Raw genomic sequence first — 14,232 nt, 5'->3', positions numbered from 1 at the left:
CAATTTTAGAAGTGTGCGCGTTAAGAAGCCGTTTAGGAATAACGAAATCGCCCGGGCAGTGCCGGGTGCCGCCCCTTCAACGCCAGGTATTCAGGACGTTCATATCCCCGGCAATACCAGCTCTGCCCGCAGCCCGCCGATCGGGGCGTCGCCCAGGACGAGGCTACCGCCATAGAGGCCGGCGAGATCGACCACGATCGAAAGCCCAAGCCCGGAGCCCGGCTTGGATTCGTCCAGGCGCTGGCCGCGCCGTGACACCTGCGCGCGCTCGGCGGCGGATAGTCCGCGGCCATCGTCATCGACAATGAGCCGCAGCCGCGGCCCGGTGCCGGGCTCGGCCGGCGCTTCCGCGCGCACCTCGATGAATACCTGCGAAGCCGCCCATTTGCAGGCATTGTCGACCAGATTGCCGGCCATCTCCTCAAGATCCTGACGCTCGCCGCGAAACTTTGCCTGCGGGTCCGCCTTGACTGCGATCTTGACGCCACGATCCCGGTGGATCTTTTCCATGGTCCGCCGCAGCGCCTCGATGGCGGGCGCGACCTCGGTGACGGTGCCGACGATGGTGACGCGGGCGGCGATACGTGCGCGCTCGAGGTGATGCGCAACCTGATCCCGCATCACAAAAGCCTGCTCCAAAACCTTGTTCGCAAAGGGATCTACCGTGTGGGCGGTGGCCTCGTTGACGATCACGGACAGCGGCGTCTTGATGGCATGGGCAAGGTTGCCGACATGCGTGCGGGCGCGCTCGACGATCTCGCGGTTGGCGTCGATCAGCGCGTTGGTTTCGCGCGCCAGCGGCGCGATCTCGACCGGAAATTGGCCCTCAAGCCGTTCGGCGCGTCCGGAGCGGATGTCGGCGATCGATTCCGAAATGCGCTTGAGCGGCGCCAACCCGAAGCGGACCTGGAAGATCGTGGTCAGGAGCAGCACGATGCCGAGCGCTGCAAAGGTGCCGCCGAGGTAATAATCGAAGGCGCGGATTTCGTCGAAAATCTCGGATGCGTCGCCAGCCACGCTGACGAGAAACTTGCCGTCGGCGCCGAGGTCGACCGGCCGCTCGACCACCCTCAGATCCTGGCCCTCCGGACCGTCGACGTAGCCGAGACGGATTCCGGCCGGGGTCAGCTCCGCGCCGATATCCTCGAGCTTCGGCAGCTTCTTGTCCCACAGCGAACGCGAAGCCTTTGTTTCGGCCTTCTCGTCGGTCCGGACGATCTGCCAGTACCAGCCGGACAAGGGCAGTTCGAACAGCGGTTCGCCGAGCGACTGGAACTGTTGGTCGGGCGGCTCGTCCGGCGTTGCGACTTCGGCGATCAGGGTGCGGAGGTAGAGGTTGAGGCGGCGGTCGAAGGCGCGCTCGGTCGCGTTCCGGTAGACCGATGACAGGATCACGCCGGTGATAACCAGGATCACGACCACCCACGCGGTCGCCGACAGGAACAACCGCGTGGCGAGCGAACTTCCGCGCATCAGAACAAGATCCCGAAAAGCGTATCCCCAGGCTCCAATCCTGCGGATGGAGACCGGCCTTCGGATAAGATCATGCTCGAATAAAAGAGCAAGGCTCATCAGGCGCCCGGTGACGGCGGCGTCAAGAGATAGCCGAGCCCACGCACGGTCTGGATGATGTCGACGTCGAGCTTCTTGCGGATGCGGCCGACGAAAACCTCGATGGTATTAGAGTCGCGGTCGAAGTCCTGGTCGTAGAGATGCTCGACCAGTTCGGTGCGCGACACCACGCGCCCGGTGTGATGCATCAGATAGGCCAGCAGCCGGTATTCGTGCGAGGTCATCTTGACCGGATTGCCTGAGACGCTGACCCGCCCGGTGCGGGTATCCAGCGAGACCGGGCCGCAGGTCAGTTCCGACTGGGCATGGCCGGTGGAGCGGCGCAGCAGCGCGCGAATGCGCGCCAACACTTCTTCGAGGTGAAACGGCTTTGCGACATAGTCGTCGGCGCCGGCATCAAACCCCTGCACCTTGTCGCTCCAGCGGTCGCGCGCGGTGAGGATCAGGACCGGCATGGCACGGCCGTTGCGGCGCCACGCCTCCAGGACCGAGATGCCGTCCATCTTCGGCAGCCCGATGTCGAGCACGACGGCGTCATAAGGCTCGCTGTCGCCCAGATAGTGCCCCTCCTCGCCGTCGAACGCGCGATCAACCACATAACCGGCATCCGTCAAAGCCGTCGTAAGCTGACGGTTGAGATCCGGATCGTCCTCAACAACAAGCAGGCGCAAGCTGGCCTCCAATAGTGAGCCCTACAATATCAGTTCTCATGATGAGGCTCAGCGGGGTGAACGGGCCATGAACGAGGCACACCGGCAGTGCGACTTTTTCGTCATGACGCTTTCTGCGGCCCCGGGTGCGCCCGCAAACCGCAGGCCAAACGCCTAACATGCCCGATCGGATGCCCCAAGGGGCCGGCAGGTTGCTTATGGCAACGACTCCCGAAAAAAGCGGGACCCACGTCTCAGCCGCGCGGATCCTGGTCGCGCAGCCTCGGTCAGTCCCTTACGTGCGGAAGAATATGAACCAGACGATGCCAAGGATCAGAATCGCGAGCCCGGTCGATACTGTCAGGAGCGCAAGCACGGACGGACCGGGTTCGGCTTGGCGCGCCTCGGTCGGGGTTTCGACGATCTGGCCATGTCGTTTCGTTGCCATGGGGACCTCTTCGAGTAAGTGCCTGTAATGTCAGCGAATGCTCCGACATCGGCTGTGAAAGCAACGCACGATCGAAAGTGATGTTCCGGGTGCTTGGGCCGTGTCGCGCGGCCGCCATGTTCAAAAGGTCGCAGGCCTGCCGCAGAACGGGCCCCTCGACGGTTAACGCCGTTCCGAGATTCCGCAGCCCGGCATGTTTGAGACAGGGACATCCGATGGTATTCTTGCCGGTCGTCTGTTGCGTTTTCGGAGTATCCCCATGGCCCCCCGCGCCAATTGGAAGGGTTTTCTGCGCCTGTCGCTCGTGACCTGTCCGGTCGCCCTCTATCCGGCGACGTCGGACACCGAGAAGGTCTCGTTCAACCAGATCAACCGCAAGACCGGCCACCGCATCAAATACGCCAAGGTCGATGCCGAGACCGGTGAGGAAGTCGCCAGCGAAGACATCATGAAGGGCTACAAGATCGATACCGACACCTACATCGAAGTGTCGAAGGATGAGCTAGACGACATCGCGCTGGAATCGACCCGCACCATCGAGATCGACGAATTCGTTCCGAAATCCGATATCGACGGCCGCTATCTGATCCGCCCCTATTATCTGGTGCCGGACGGCAAGGTCGGCCACGATGCGTTTGCGGTGATCCGTGAAACCATCCGTAGCATGGACAAGGTCGCGATCGGCCGCGTGGTACTGACCAACCGCGAGCACATCATCGCGCTGGAGCCGCTTGAGAAGGGGCTGATGGGAACGCTGCTGCGCTACCCCTATGAAGTGCGCAACGAGCAGGAATATTTCGACGATATCCAGGACGTGAAGATCACCAAGGATATGCTTGATCTGGCAAGACATATCGTCGAGCAGAAATCCGCCTCATTCGAACCCGAGCAGTTCGAGGACCGCTACGAGCAGGCGCTGATCGATCTCATCAACCAGAAGCGCAACGGCCTGAGCACGAAGGCCAAGGCGGCGCCGAAGACCAGCGGCAACGTCATCAATCTGATGGATGCGCTCAAGCGCAGCCTTGCCAGCGAACAGCAGGCCGCCCCTGCCGCCGCCAAGACCAAGGGCAAGAAGCCGAAGAAGGCCGCCGCCGGCCAGCGCGAGATGCTGTTGCCGATCAGCGGTAGCGGAAAGCGCGCCGCCAAGGAGACGGCGAAGGAAGCGCCGAAGAAGGCGGAAAAGCCGGCGCGTACCGCCGCCCGCACCAAGAAGGCCGGATGATCGGGTAAGGAGCGCGATAGATAGCACCATCTAGCGCGCGATGCCGTGGTCGACCCCGTTCGATGATCCGATACCGCTTCGCGGCGGCCGTAAGCTCGCGACGCTGCAGCAGGCCGCCGACTATGTCATGACATTGCCGGAAGAAGTGCAGCACGAGGCGCACTGGCAGGTCGCGGTGGAAAATCTGATCAACGCGGCCGAGACCGGCGGCGGCTGGCTGATGTTCGCGCGGATCGCGATGCTGCGGGCCCTCAATGCGGACCCAAAAGACAAATAGCGCCGGTTTCAATCCCCGCCGCCGTCCCCGTCCCCACTGCCAAAGTCCAACCCGCCATCGCAACCACCAGACGACCGGTCGTTGACCATCCAATCGATCAACAAGGCTGCGACCAATATCGCGGAGAACACGCGCCACGGATTTTGCTGGACGTAGGCTAGAATTGGCGGCCCCCAGGACACCAACAGCGGCCCAAACAGCAGTTCCAGCATGTGTCTGTGCGGCCTTGCCGCTACTTGAGCGAGGTGCTGATGTCGTTGAATTTCGTGCCGAGCGCGATACCGACGCCGTTGACGGCGGTGACGATCACGATGCTGATGCCGGTCGCAATGAGGCAATATTCGATGGCGGTAGCACCGCATTCATCGTCGACAAATCGTTCCAGTAATCGACGCATGGACAAACTCCTGTCGACGCTCCCCGAAATTCTCCCGCGCCGTACTGCTTAAACTCTAGGTCGGAACGGTTGAAGAGGCCTTGCGGAACAGAATGAACGACTGATTAAGACTGATGAGGAATCCCGCCCCGGAATCATACGGTACGGAAAATTTACCAGCGATTGTGTGCCGACCGGCCACCCTCGCCCGACCGGCGTCTTGCGGAGTGAGCGCACATGATTGCGCAGAAGCGCGAAGCGGGAAGGAATTACATCGGTCTCTTGCACGACGAGACCGAGGAGCGGCGCGTCGCCGACATCTCGGCGGCCGTGAACTACGCTATCTTGGATGAGGTACTCGAGCTGATTGCGTCGATGTTCGGCCGCCGCAGCGAAGCGAGGCAGTCACCCCGCCCGCCATGGCGTTGAGTTGAACTCGGACCGGGCAGGAGCCCGGTCCGAGAATCGTTCTCAGAAGTTACGCTGGGCACGGAACTGGAGCAGGACGGTGTCCTGATCCTTGAACTCGTACAGCGCGTTCGGCTTCGGCGCGGTCGCCGTGAAAACCGAAGAGCCCGACATCTTCTGATCGAGGTGGAACCACTGGACTTCGCCCGAGAAGGTCAGGTTCTTGACCGGGGTCCAGCGGGTCACGACGCCGAGCTGCGAGACGTTGAAGTCGGGGTTACAGCTATAGGTGCCAGCCGCGGAGGCAACACCCGTCTGGCCGGCGTGGCTCGCGGCGAAAGCGTTGCAATAAGCGCCCTTGGCCGTCGTGGTTCCCGCACCTAGCAGGTTGTCGTCGGCTCCGCCGTCATACCTGACGGCGGCATAGCTGCCGAACAGGCTGGTCGACCAGTACGGATTCCAGTTGTGATTGAATGCTCCGCGGACGCCCCAGGCCGTCGTCAAAGCGATACCGCCAGTGCCGGCCGCGCCCGGGAAGTAGACGCCGTCGGTGGTCGCGCCGAAGCCGACGCTCTGATAGCCGAAGCCGCTATCGCCGAACATCGCAAAATTCGGTGAGGAGCCGCTGGTGGAGATGACGTACTTGGTGGCGCCCTTGGCGTAGGAAACGTCGAGCTTGATGTCGTCGCCTGCACCGGTCGGAATGTTCTTGATCTGCAACGCCGCCATCACCGCGCCGCCCCACTTGCTCTCGGGGTGGCCGCTGATTTCGGAAAGCGCGTTCGGGGCAGCGCCGGCGCCCAAGGTGTTGTACGAGCCGTTCACCTCATGCGCGGCAGCCGAAAGCTGGAACAGACCCCAGGCCTGATCGACACGGATTCTGCCGACGATGTCCGGAGCGTGCACGCCGGCATAGGCATTCGACCCAGTTCCGTTGGCGCCGATCGCGCTGGGGATGCTCAGATTATAGACGGCAGTGCGCTCCCACACGGTCGGGTCGTCGAGACCGATCGAGGCCGATACGCCGTTGCCGAACTCGGCGGTGTACTGGATGTTGTTGACGCCGGTGTCGGTATTCTGACCGCCGAGCAAGTTGGAGTTGATGTTGCCCGGGAACCCCTGCCACGGCGTGGAATAGGCCGATGCGGACTTACCGAAGGTGAAACCGGCGAACTGAATGAAGAGGTATTCGACTGCGACATAGCCGCCGCCGGCGGTCGACAGCGAATTCGAACTGAATGGCAGAGTCGGATTGGCGCTGCCGCCACCGATATTGTTGAACTGGAAGTCGCCCTGGCCGAAGGTGCGGACCACGCCATACTCGGTCGCGGTGCGGGTGTCGACCGTCAGCGCCATACGGGAGCGGGCGACGAAATAATCGCGATAGCGGTTTTGCTGGCCGAGATCGCCGCTCCAGGCCGGCGTACCGTGAGCCCCGCCATTGAAGGTCACGTCCGCACGCAGGTAACCGCCGATCTTGATGCAGGTATCGGTACCCGGGATGTAGAAGAAGCCGGCGCCGTAAAGCGAACAGATCCTTACGTATTCGACTGCCTTGGCCTTGACCGGAAGGTCGGCCGCCTGTGCGCCGCTCAGGACCATCAGACTTGCCGCTGAGCCGAGAATGAGTGTGCGCGCCCCAATCATTTTAAACTCTCCTGCGATTCATGCAGTTGCATGCTGCACTGGTAATCCAAAAATCCTTACTGTGAATGACAAGCCCGTGATGCCGCTTCACTTGGGCCGCGGCTGTGATGTTTTCGCAACGCAGTGGGATCGAACCGCAGGTCAGACGATACTTTTTCAGTCAGATAAGCCGCGCTTATAGCAACAACGTTCTCACCCTGTTGACGGTCGATCGCGGCCAAAGGTTACGAAACGCATATCAGCACTTCCGCGCGCACGTGCCGCTTCGCTTTACCGCGCGCGGAAATCCTGTTCCTACTGTCGCAAATCGGCCGGACCCAAGCCGGCCTGCATCCAGGGGGAGAGACCGTCATGAAACTCGGCGCCGCCATCGCAGAAATCATGAAGCGCGAGGGAATCGAAATCCTCTGCGGCTATCCGGTCAATCATCTCATCGAATATGCCGCCAATGCCGATATCCGCCCGGTGATGGTGCGGCAGGAACGCATCGGCGTTCACATGGCGGATGCGATCTCGCGCGTTACCTCGGGCCGCTCGATCGGCGCGTTCTGCATGCAGCACGGGCCCGGCGCCGAGAACGCGATGGGCGGCGTGGCGCAATGTTACGGTGAATCCGTCCCCGTGCTGGTGCTGCCGATGGGCTACGCGCGAAGACTTGCCAATATCGACCCGAACTTCAATTCCAGCCAGGCGATGAAGGCGTTCTCGAAGTCGTCCGAGCCGATCAACATCGCGGCAGAAGTCTGCAACATCTTCCGGAGAGCGTTCACCAAATTGAAGAACGGCCGCGGGGGACCGGTCATTGTCGAAATTCCCGCCGATATGTGGAACGAGGAAGTGCCGGAGCCTCTCAACTATACGCCGGTGCTGCGCACCCGCTACGGTGCAGACCCCGTGCATGTAAAGGAAGCGGCGGCCCTCCTCGTCGCAGCGAAACGGCCGGTGATCTATGCCGGTCAGGGCGTGCATTACGCAAAGGCCTGGCCGCAGCTCCGACGGCTGGCCGAGCGCCTCGCCATTCCCGTCACGACCAGCCTTGGCGGCAAGTCGTCGTTTCCGGAGACGCATCCGCTATCGCTGGGCTCGGGCGGCCTCGCCGTGCCACGCGCGGTGCCGAAATTCTTGGGCGACGCCGACGTGATCTTCGGCATCGGCTGCTCGTTCACCGAAACCTCGTTCGGCATCGCCATGCCGAAGGGCAAGACCATCATTCATTCGACGCTCGATCCCAACCATCTCAACAAGGATGTCGAGGCCAAAATCGGTCTGGTCGGCGATGCCGCCCTGGTCCTCGATGCCTTGCTGGAAGAGATCGGCAAGACCGTTACGTCCGATCGGGATGCAACCGCGGTCGCCGCCGAGATCGCCGCCTCTCACAAGGAGTGGCTGGCGAAATGGATGCCGAAGCTGACGCATAACGAGGCGCCGCTGAGCCCCTATCGCGTGCTGTGGGACCTGCAGCACACTGTCGACATCAACAACACCATCATCACCCACGACGCCGGCAGCCCGCGCGACCAGCTCTCGCCGTTCTGGAAATCGGTCGAGCCTCTGTCCTATATCGGCTGGGGCAAGACCACGCAGCTCGGCTACGGCCTTGGCCTTGCGATGGGCGCCAAGCTGGCAAAACCCGACAAGCTCTGCATCAACGTCTGGGGCGACGCCGCGATCGGCTTCACCGGCATGGATTTCGAAACCGCGGTGCGCGAACGCATCCCGATCATGTCGATCCTGCTGAACAATTTTTCCATGGCGATCGAATTGAAGGTGATGCCGATCTCGACCGAGAAATACCGCTCCACCGACATTTCCGGCGACTACGCCGCGATGGCGCGCGCGTTCGGCGGCTATGGCGAGCGGGTGTTGAGGCCGGAAGACATCATCCCCGCCATCAAGCGCGGTATCCAGAAGACGCAAGAAGGCGTGCCCGTGCTGCTGGAGTTCATCACCAGCAAGGAGACCGAGGTGTCGCGACCGGGGACTTGAGGCCCGAGCAACCGCCTCGCCGATGCCACGCGTTACCATCATCGAAGCCGGGCTTCGGCAGTGCACCGGAGGGGCCCAAACAAAATCTCGAAAACAACCCCATGCAAAGTAGAGGAGGCTCGGCGGCCGCCGTAACGCCTTACTCCGCCGGGCCGGCGAGCGGCCGCTCTTTCATGAGGACATCACCGCCCGGCAGCAGGCGTGTATGACGGATTCGAGTGGATCGCGCCGCTCATTCCCGATGGTCGCCGAAAGGCCACCTTTAGACCTCCATGAGCGCTGGCTCTAACGCTTCCAGGATGAAATAATCCGGTTGGAACCGCGGCGTGAGGGACCAATCGGTCATGCGCCGCGCTCCGGGCATGGACAGTTGGAATGGCGATGCTTCCCGAGAACAGGTCGGTCGCGATCGATGAGCTGGAATCAGCTATCACCGAGATGGAGTCGCGCCTCGAATCCGCCCGCGCCGAACGCAACGAGGCGAAGGCACGCCAGGTCGAGCTCGAGATCGAGAATGCGAATCTGCGTCGAGAACTGAACCTCGCGCGTGAGCAGCAGAAGGCTTCCGCCGGCATTCTTAGTGTCATCAGCAGTTCGGTGGCCGATACCAAACCGGTATTCGAAAGCATCCTCTCCAGCATCAAGCATCTTTTTGACAGTGAGGAGAGCCTGATTTTTCTCGCCAGCGAAGAAGGCCTGTTGCAAATTACCGCCGCGCGCGGGGCAAACGCCGAGGCGGCGCGCGAGCGGTTTCCAATTCCGGTTGAAGGAACGGCAAGCGAGCTTGCGATTCGCGAGCGACGCCTGGTGCGTTCTGCCGACGTCCAGAACGATCCGGACGTGCCGATCGACCTGCGCGAGACCGCTCGCAGCATCGGGCAAAACTATTCGATGGCCATTGCACCCATGCTCTGGAAAGACCAGGCAATCGGCACGATTTTCGTGGGCCGTACCTCGATGGTGCCGTTTACGGACCGGGAGTGCGAACTGCTGAACAGTTTCGCTGACCAGGCGGTCATTGCAATCCAGAACGCACGGCTGGTCAACGACGCCCGCGAGGCGCTGGAACGGCAGACCGCGACCGCCGACATCCTCAAGGTGATCGCCTCCTCGCCTTCGGACGTGCAACCGGTTTTCGACGCCATCGCCGCGAGCGCGAAGCGCCTGCTCGGGGGATTCTCGACTACGGTGCTGCGCTTCATTGGCGACGAGCTGCATCTTGTCGCCTACACCCCCATCAATCCCGAAGCCGATGAAGCGCTGAAATCATCGTTCCCCCGGCCTCTGGCCGAATTCCCAACGTTTGCGCTGGTACGCAATGGCGAAACGATCCAATTCCCGGACACCGAGGCCGAAGCCGTGCCGCCCAAGAACCGGGAATTGGCCCGGCTGCGCGGCTTCCGCAGCGTACTGTTCGCGCCGCTGATGAACCAGGGCTCGCCCGTTGGCATCATCAGCGTCACCCGCGCCGAGCCCGGCGCCTTCGCGCCCCACCACGTTCAATTGCTGCAGACCTTCGCCGACCAGGCGGTGATCGCAATCGAGAACACGCGGCTGTTCAACGAGACGCAGGAGGCACTCGAGCGGCAGACCGCGACCGCCGACATTTTGAAAGTCATCGCTTCGTCGCCCTCCGACGTGCAGCCGGTGTTCGATGCCATTGCAGACAGCGCCAACCGCCTGATCGGCGGTTTTTCGGCCGCGGTGTTCCGCTATATCGATGGCAAGATCCATCTGGCTGCCTATACGCCGACCGACGCGGTCGGCGATGCCGTCCTGCAAGCCTCATTCCCGGCTCCCCTCGACAAGTTTCCGCCCTACCACCTGACGCGTGAAGGCGCGCCGGCGGAATTGCCTGATACCGAACGCGAACCGGCGGCGCGCGACATTGCGCGGGCGCGCGGCTATCGCAGCATGTTGTTCGCACCGCTGATGAATGACGGTGAGCCCGCCGGCATTATCACGGTCACGCGGGTGGCGCCCGGCCCGTTCGGCGAGCAGCATACCCGCCTGCTGCAGATGTTCGCCGACCAGGCCGTGATCGCGATCAAGAATGTCGGGCTGTTCGACGAGGTGCAGGCCAAGACGCGCGACCTCGAAGAGGCGCTGACCTACCAAACGGGCAGTGCGAACATTCTGAAGGTCATTGCGTCCTCCCCGACCGATGTCGGGCCGACGCTCAATGCGATTGTCGAAAGCGCCTGCGAGCTCTGCGACGCCAACGATGCCGTCGTGTACCTCAAAGAAGGAGATCACCTCAGTTACAAGGCACATCATGGCCCGATACCGGTGATTTTTGGTGAGAAGCGCGCGATCAACCGCAGCTATGTCGCCGGACGTTCGGTTATCGACAAGGAGCCGGTACATGTAGGCGACGTGTTTTCGCAGGAAGGCGCTGAGTTTCCTGAAGCGCGGGAGCTATCGCACAGCGAGGGCATCCGCAGCATCTTGAGCGCACCGATGCTGCGCGAGAACGAGAGCATCGGCGCGATCCTGCTCAGGCGTACCGAGGTGCACCCATTCACCGACAAGCAGATCGCCCTGTTACAGACCTTCGCCGACCAGGCGGTGATCGCGATTGGCAATGTGAGGCTGTTCGAGCAGGTGCAGGAGCGCACGCGCGAGCTATCGGAAGCCCTGACCTATCAGACCGGCAGCGCCAATATCCTGCGCGTGATCGCCGCTTCGCCGACCGACGTCAAACCGGTGCTACGAGCAATCGTGGAAAGCGCCTGCGAGCTTTGCGGTGCATATGACGCCACGGTACGGCTGAGAAACGGGGACTCGCTTGATCTGGGCTCGCACCACGGCCCGATTTCAGTGAATCCGCAGACTTGGCCGATTAGCCGGAACTGGACGGCAGGGCTCGCCGTGATCGAGAAGAAACCGATTCATATCCACGACTACCTTTCCGCCGAAGGTGACGCATTTCCCGAAGGACAGGAAAGCGCGCGTCGGCACGGGCATCGTACCATCCTTAGTGTGCCAATGTTGCGCGAGGGCGAAGCGATCGGCGCCATCATTCTTCGTCGCACGGAGGTCAACCCATTCACCGACAAGCAGATCGCCCTGTTACAGACCTTCGCCGACCAGGCGGTGATCGCGATTGGCAACGTACGCCTGTTCGAACAGGTGCAGGAACGCACGCGCGAGCTGTCCAAATCCCTTGACGACCTCCGCACCGCGCAGGACCGGCTGGTGCAAACCGAAAAGCTTGCCTCGCTCGGCCAGCTTACCGCGGGCATCGCGCACGAGATCAAGAACCCGCTGAACTTCGTCAACAATTTCGCGGCCGTTTCGACCGAGTTGACCGAGGAGTTGAACGATGCGCTCAAGCAAGCCGAAGTCGGCGAGAAAATCCGTGCGGAAGTCGACGAGTTGACAGGGCTCTTAATGGGCAACCTTGAAAAGATCGTGCAGCACGGCAGGCGCGCCGATTCCATCGTTAAGAACATGCTGCTGCATTCGCGCGAGGGCGGCGGCGAGCACCGCCCGTCCGACATCAATGCGCTGGTCGACGAGAGTCTCAACCTTGCCTATCACGGCGCCCGCGCCGAAAAACCCGGCTTCAACGTGACGCTGGAGCGCGACTTCGATCCCGCCGCGGGCCGGGTCGATCTGTTCCCGCAGGAGATTACCCGCGTGCTTCTTAACCTGGTTTCCAACGGATTCTACGCCGTGACCAAGCGCAGCAAGGAGGCTGGGGAGCCTGGTTTTGAGCCGACGCTGCGGGCGAGCACGAAGAACCTGGGGGACGCCGTCGAAATCCGCATCCGCGACAACGGTGCCGGCATATCACCGGATGTGAGAGAGAAGATGTTTGATCCCTTCTTCACCACCAAACCGGCCGGCGAAGGGACCGGCCTGGGCCTATCCATGAGCCACGACATCATCGCGAAACAACATGGCGGCACAATTGACGTGAATACTGAACAAGGCCATTTCACCGAATTCCGCATCGTGTTGCCGCGAACAAGCAATTTTGCAGAAAAATCCAGAGGATAGCCGTGAGTGTTCTGGTTCTGGTTGTCGATGATGAGCCCGACATCGAAGCGTTGTTCCGGCAGCAATTCCGACGTGACCTGCGCGCACAGCGGTTCATCATGGACTTCGCCAATTCGGCGCCGGATGCCCTGGCGCGCGTCGGCTCGAACACCGAGCATTCGCTGATCCTGATCCTGTCGGACATCAATATGCCTGGGATGACCGGCCTGGAGATGCTGCCGAAGGTCAAGGAGATGCGGCCCGAGGTGCCGGTCATCATGATCACGGCCTATGGCGACGCCGAAACAAAGCGCAAGGCGCTTGAGAACGGCGCGACTGGCCTTCTGACCAAACCGATCGACTTCGTGACGCTGCGTCGGGAGATCGATGCCAGGGTCGAGCAAGCCGCATGACTGCAACCATCCTCGTGGTCGACGATGAGCCGGATCTGGAGGCATTGATCCTCCAAAAATTCCGGCGGCAGGTTCGCGAGGGTTCAGTCAGCTTCATGTTTGCGCGTGACGGGCTCGAGGCGTTGCAGTCGCTCGAGGCGCATCCGCACGTCGATCTGGTGGTCTCCGACATCAACATGCCGCGAATGGACGGTCTGTCGCTGCTCGCCAAGCTGCAGGAATCCGAAGACAAGAAATCGACCATCATCGTCTCGGCTTACGGCGACATGAGCAACATCCGCACCGCGATGAACCGCGGCGCGTTCGACTTTGTCACCAAGCCGATCGATTTCGCCGATCTGGAAGCGACGATCGACAAGACCCTGCGGCACATCGAAGTGCTGCGCGAGGCACGTCGTCGCCAGGCGGAAGCCGAGCGCGCCCATGCCTCGCTCTCCCGTTATTTCTCGCCCGAACTCGCCAAGCGGCTTGCGGCCGGCGTGGGCGACAGCACAGAGGTGACCTGGCGCGACGTTGCAGTCATCTTCACCGACATAACCGGCTTCACCTCGCTCGTTGAGACTGCCGCGCCCGAACTCCTCGGCGAGCTACTCAACGAATATGTGACCGGAATGACCGATGTCGTCTTCGCCCATGAGGGAACCGTGGCAAAGGTGATCGGCGATGCGATCGAGGTTCTGTTCAATGCACCCAGCGATCAGCCCGACTATGCGATGCGCGCCGTCGCCTGCGCGCAGGAGCTTGACGAATGGGCGGAAGCGTTTCGCGAGCGGTGGAAAGCGAAAGGCGTGAATTTCGGCGCGACCCGCATCGGCGTTCATGCCGGATCTGCGCTGGTCGGCAATTTCGGGGGCAGCCGCTTCTTTGACTATACGGCTTACGGCGATACCATCAACACGGCGGCGCGGCTTGAAGCGGCGAACAAGTTTCTCGGCACACGCATCTGCGTCAGCGCGACGGTTGTAAACGGGGTGGAGAATTTCAGGGGCCGGCCGATCGGCGATCTGGTGTTGCGTGGGCGCAGCGAACCATTGCGCGCCTACGAGCCATTGTCGGCTGCGAGTTTCGGGACGCCGTCGACATCGCAGTATGGCGAAGCCTTCGCCAAGCTTGAGGCTGGGGATAGCAATGCAATGCCGGCCTTTGCTGCACTTGTCGGCTCGCATGCCGAGGATCCCCTGGCCAACTTTCACCTCAAGCGATTGCTGAACGGCGCGAAGGGCTCCCGCATGCAAATCGAATAGCC

The 14,232-nt window shown here is 61.9% G+C and carries 13 protein-coding genes and 1 pseudogene; 8 read left to right on the top strand and 6 right to left on the bottom strand.

Going from position 1 to position 14,232, the window contains the following annotated elements; genetic code table 11:
* Positions 1–99 precede the first annotated feature (99 nt).
* The 3 genes from V1277_RS25025 to V1277_RS25015 form a co-directional block, all read right to left on the bottom strand.
* Entirely contained in the window at positions 100–1,473 is a 1,374-nt protein-coding gene (locus V1277_RS25025) for an ATP-binding protein (protein ID WP_334418589.1), read from the bottom strand.
* Positions 1,474–1,571: 98 nt separating this feature from the next.
* The gene (locus V1277_RS25020) at positions 1,572–2,243 is read right to left on the bottom strand and encodes a response regulator transcription factor (RefSeq protein WP_028348898.1); all 672 of its coding nucleotides are present in this window, start codon (positions 2,241–2,243) and stop codon (positions 1,572–1,574) included.
* Positions 2,244–2,517: 274 nt separating this feature from the next.
* Complete coding sequence (locus V1277_RS25015; RefSeq protein WP_176722012.1) at positions 2,518–2,670, bottom strand: hypothetical protein; 153 nt, start codon at positions 2,668–2,670, stop codon at positions 2,518–2,520.
* A gap of 259 nt (positions 2,671–2,929) precedes the next feature.
* On the opposite strand from V1277_RS25015, the gene ku reads away from it, so the two are divergent.
* Positions 2,930–3,895 carry a non-homologous end joining protein Ku gene (ku, locus tag V1277_RS25010; protein ID WP_334418588.1) on the top strand — a complete coding sequence of 322 codons (966 nt, stop codon included), beginning with the start codon at positions 2,930–2,932 and terminating at the stop codon, positions 3,893–3,895.
* Between the two features lie 40 nt (positions 3,896–3,935).
* Positions 3,936–4,172, top strand: a complete 237-nt coding sequence (locus tag V1277_RS25005) for a hypothetical protein (RefSeq protein ID WP_334376402.1) — start codon at positions 3,936–3,938, stop codon at positions 4,170–4,172.
* A gap of 8 nt (positions 4,173–4,180) precedes the next feature.
* On the opposite strand, the gene V1277_RS25000 is transcribed toward V1277_RS25005, so the two are convergent.
* A complete protein-coding gene (locus V1277_RS25000) occupies positions 4,181–4,384 on the bottom strand; it encodes a hypothetical protein (protein WP_334418587.1) in 204 nt (67 codons plus the stop codon).
* 20 nt (positions 4,385–4,404) lie between these two features.
* The gene (locus V1277_RS24995) at positions 4,405–4,569 is read right to left on the bottom strand and encodes a Flp family type IVb pilin (RefSeq protein ID WP_334418586.1); all 165 of its coding nucleotides are present in this window, start codon (positions 4,567–4,569) and stop codon (positions 4,405–4,407) included.
* Between the two features lie 216 nt (positions 4,570–4,785).
* On the opposite strand from V1277_RS24995, the gene V1277_RS24990 reads away from it, so the two are divergent.
* Positions 4,786–4,977, top strand: coding sequence for a hypothetical protein (locus tag V1277_RS24990; RefSeq protein WP_334418585.1), 192 nt, complete (start codon positions 4,786–4,788; stop codon positions 4,975–4,977).
* A 42-nt stretch (positions 4,978–5,019) separates the two neighbouring features.
* Here the strand turns inward: V1277_RS24990 and V1277_RS24985 are convergent, their stop codons facing one another.
* Complete coding sequence (locus tag V1277_RS24985) at positions 5,020–6,603, bottom strand: porin (protein ID WP_334418584.1); 1,584 nt, start codon at positions 6,601–6,603, stop codon at positions 5,020–5,022.
* A 351-nt stretch (positions 6,604–6,954) separates the two neighbouring features.
* Here V1277_RS24985 and V1277_RS24980 point away from each other — a divergent pair, with 351 nt between their 5' ends.
* The 5 genes and pseudogenes from V1277_RS24980 (at position 6,955) to V1277_RS24965 (ending at position 14,230) form a co-directional block, all read left to right on the top strand.
* Entirely contained in the window at positions 6,955–8,589 is a 1,635-nt protein-coding gene (locus V1277_RS24980) for a thiamine pyrophosphate-requiring protein (RefSeq protein ID WP_334418583.1), read from the top strand.
* A gap of 375 nt (positions 8,590–8,964) precedes the next feature.
* A pseudogene (locus tag V1277_RS35060) lies at positions 8,965–9,609 on the top strand (GAF domain-containing protein); the annotation flags it as partial.
* A complete protein-coding gene (locus tag V1277_RS24975; protein ID WP_442894597.1) occupies positions 9,607–12,594 on the top strand; it encodes a GAF domain-containing protein in 2,988 nt (995 codons plus the stop codon). The pseudogene V1277_RS35060 and the gene V1277_RS24975, both read left to right, overlap by 3 nt.
* A 2-nt stretch (positions 12,595–12,596) precedes the next feature.
* Complete coding sequence (locus V1277_RS24970; protein ID WP_334418581.1) at positions 12,597–12,986, top strand: response regulator; 390 nt, start codon at positions 12,597–12,599, stop codon at positions 12,984–12,986.
* The gene (locus V1277_RS24965; RefSeq protein WP_334418580.1) at positions 12,983–14,230 is read left to right on the top strand and encodes an adenylate/guanylate cyclase domain-containing protein; all 1,248 of its coding nucleotides are present in this window, start codon (positions 12,983–12,985) and stop codon (positions 14,228–14,230) included. The genes V1277_RS24970 and V1277_RS24965 overlap by 4 nt, the downstream gene beginning before the upstream one ends.
* The last annotated feature ends 2 nt before the right edge of the window (positions 14,231–14,232 follow it).

Origin of the sequence: Bradyrhizobium sp. AZCC 1588, from assembly GCF_036924735.1 — a bacterium.
In the GTDB taxonomy this organism is placed as follows: Bacteria; Pseudomonadota; Alphaproteobacteria; order Rhizobiales; family Xanthobacteraceae; genus Bradyrhizobium.
The sequence above is the reverse complement of the archived record's forward strand: the minus strand, read 5'-3'. Positions and strand labels throughout refer to the sequence as shown.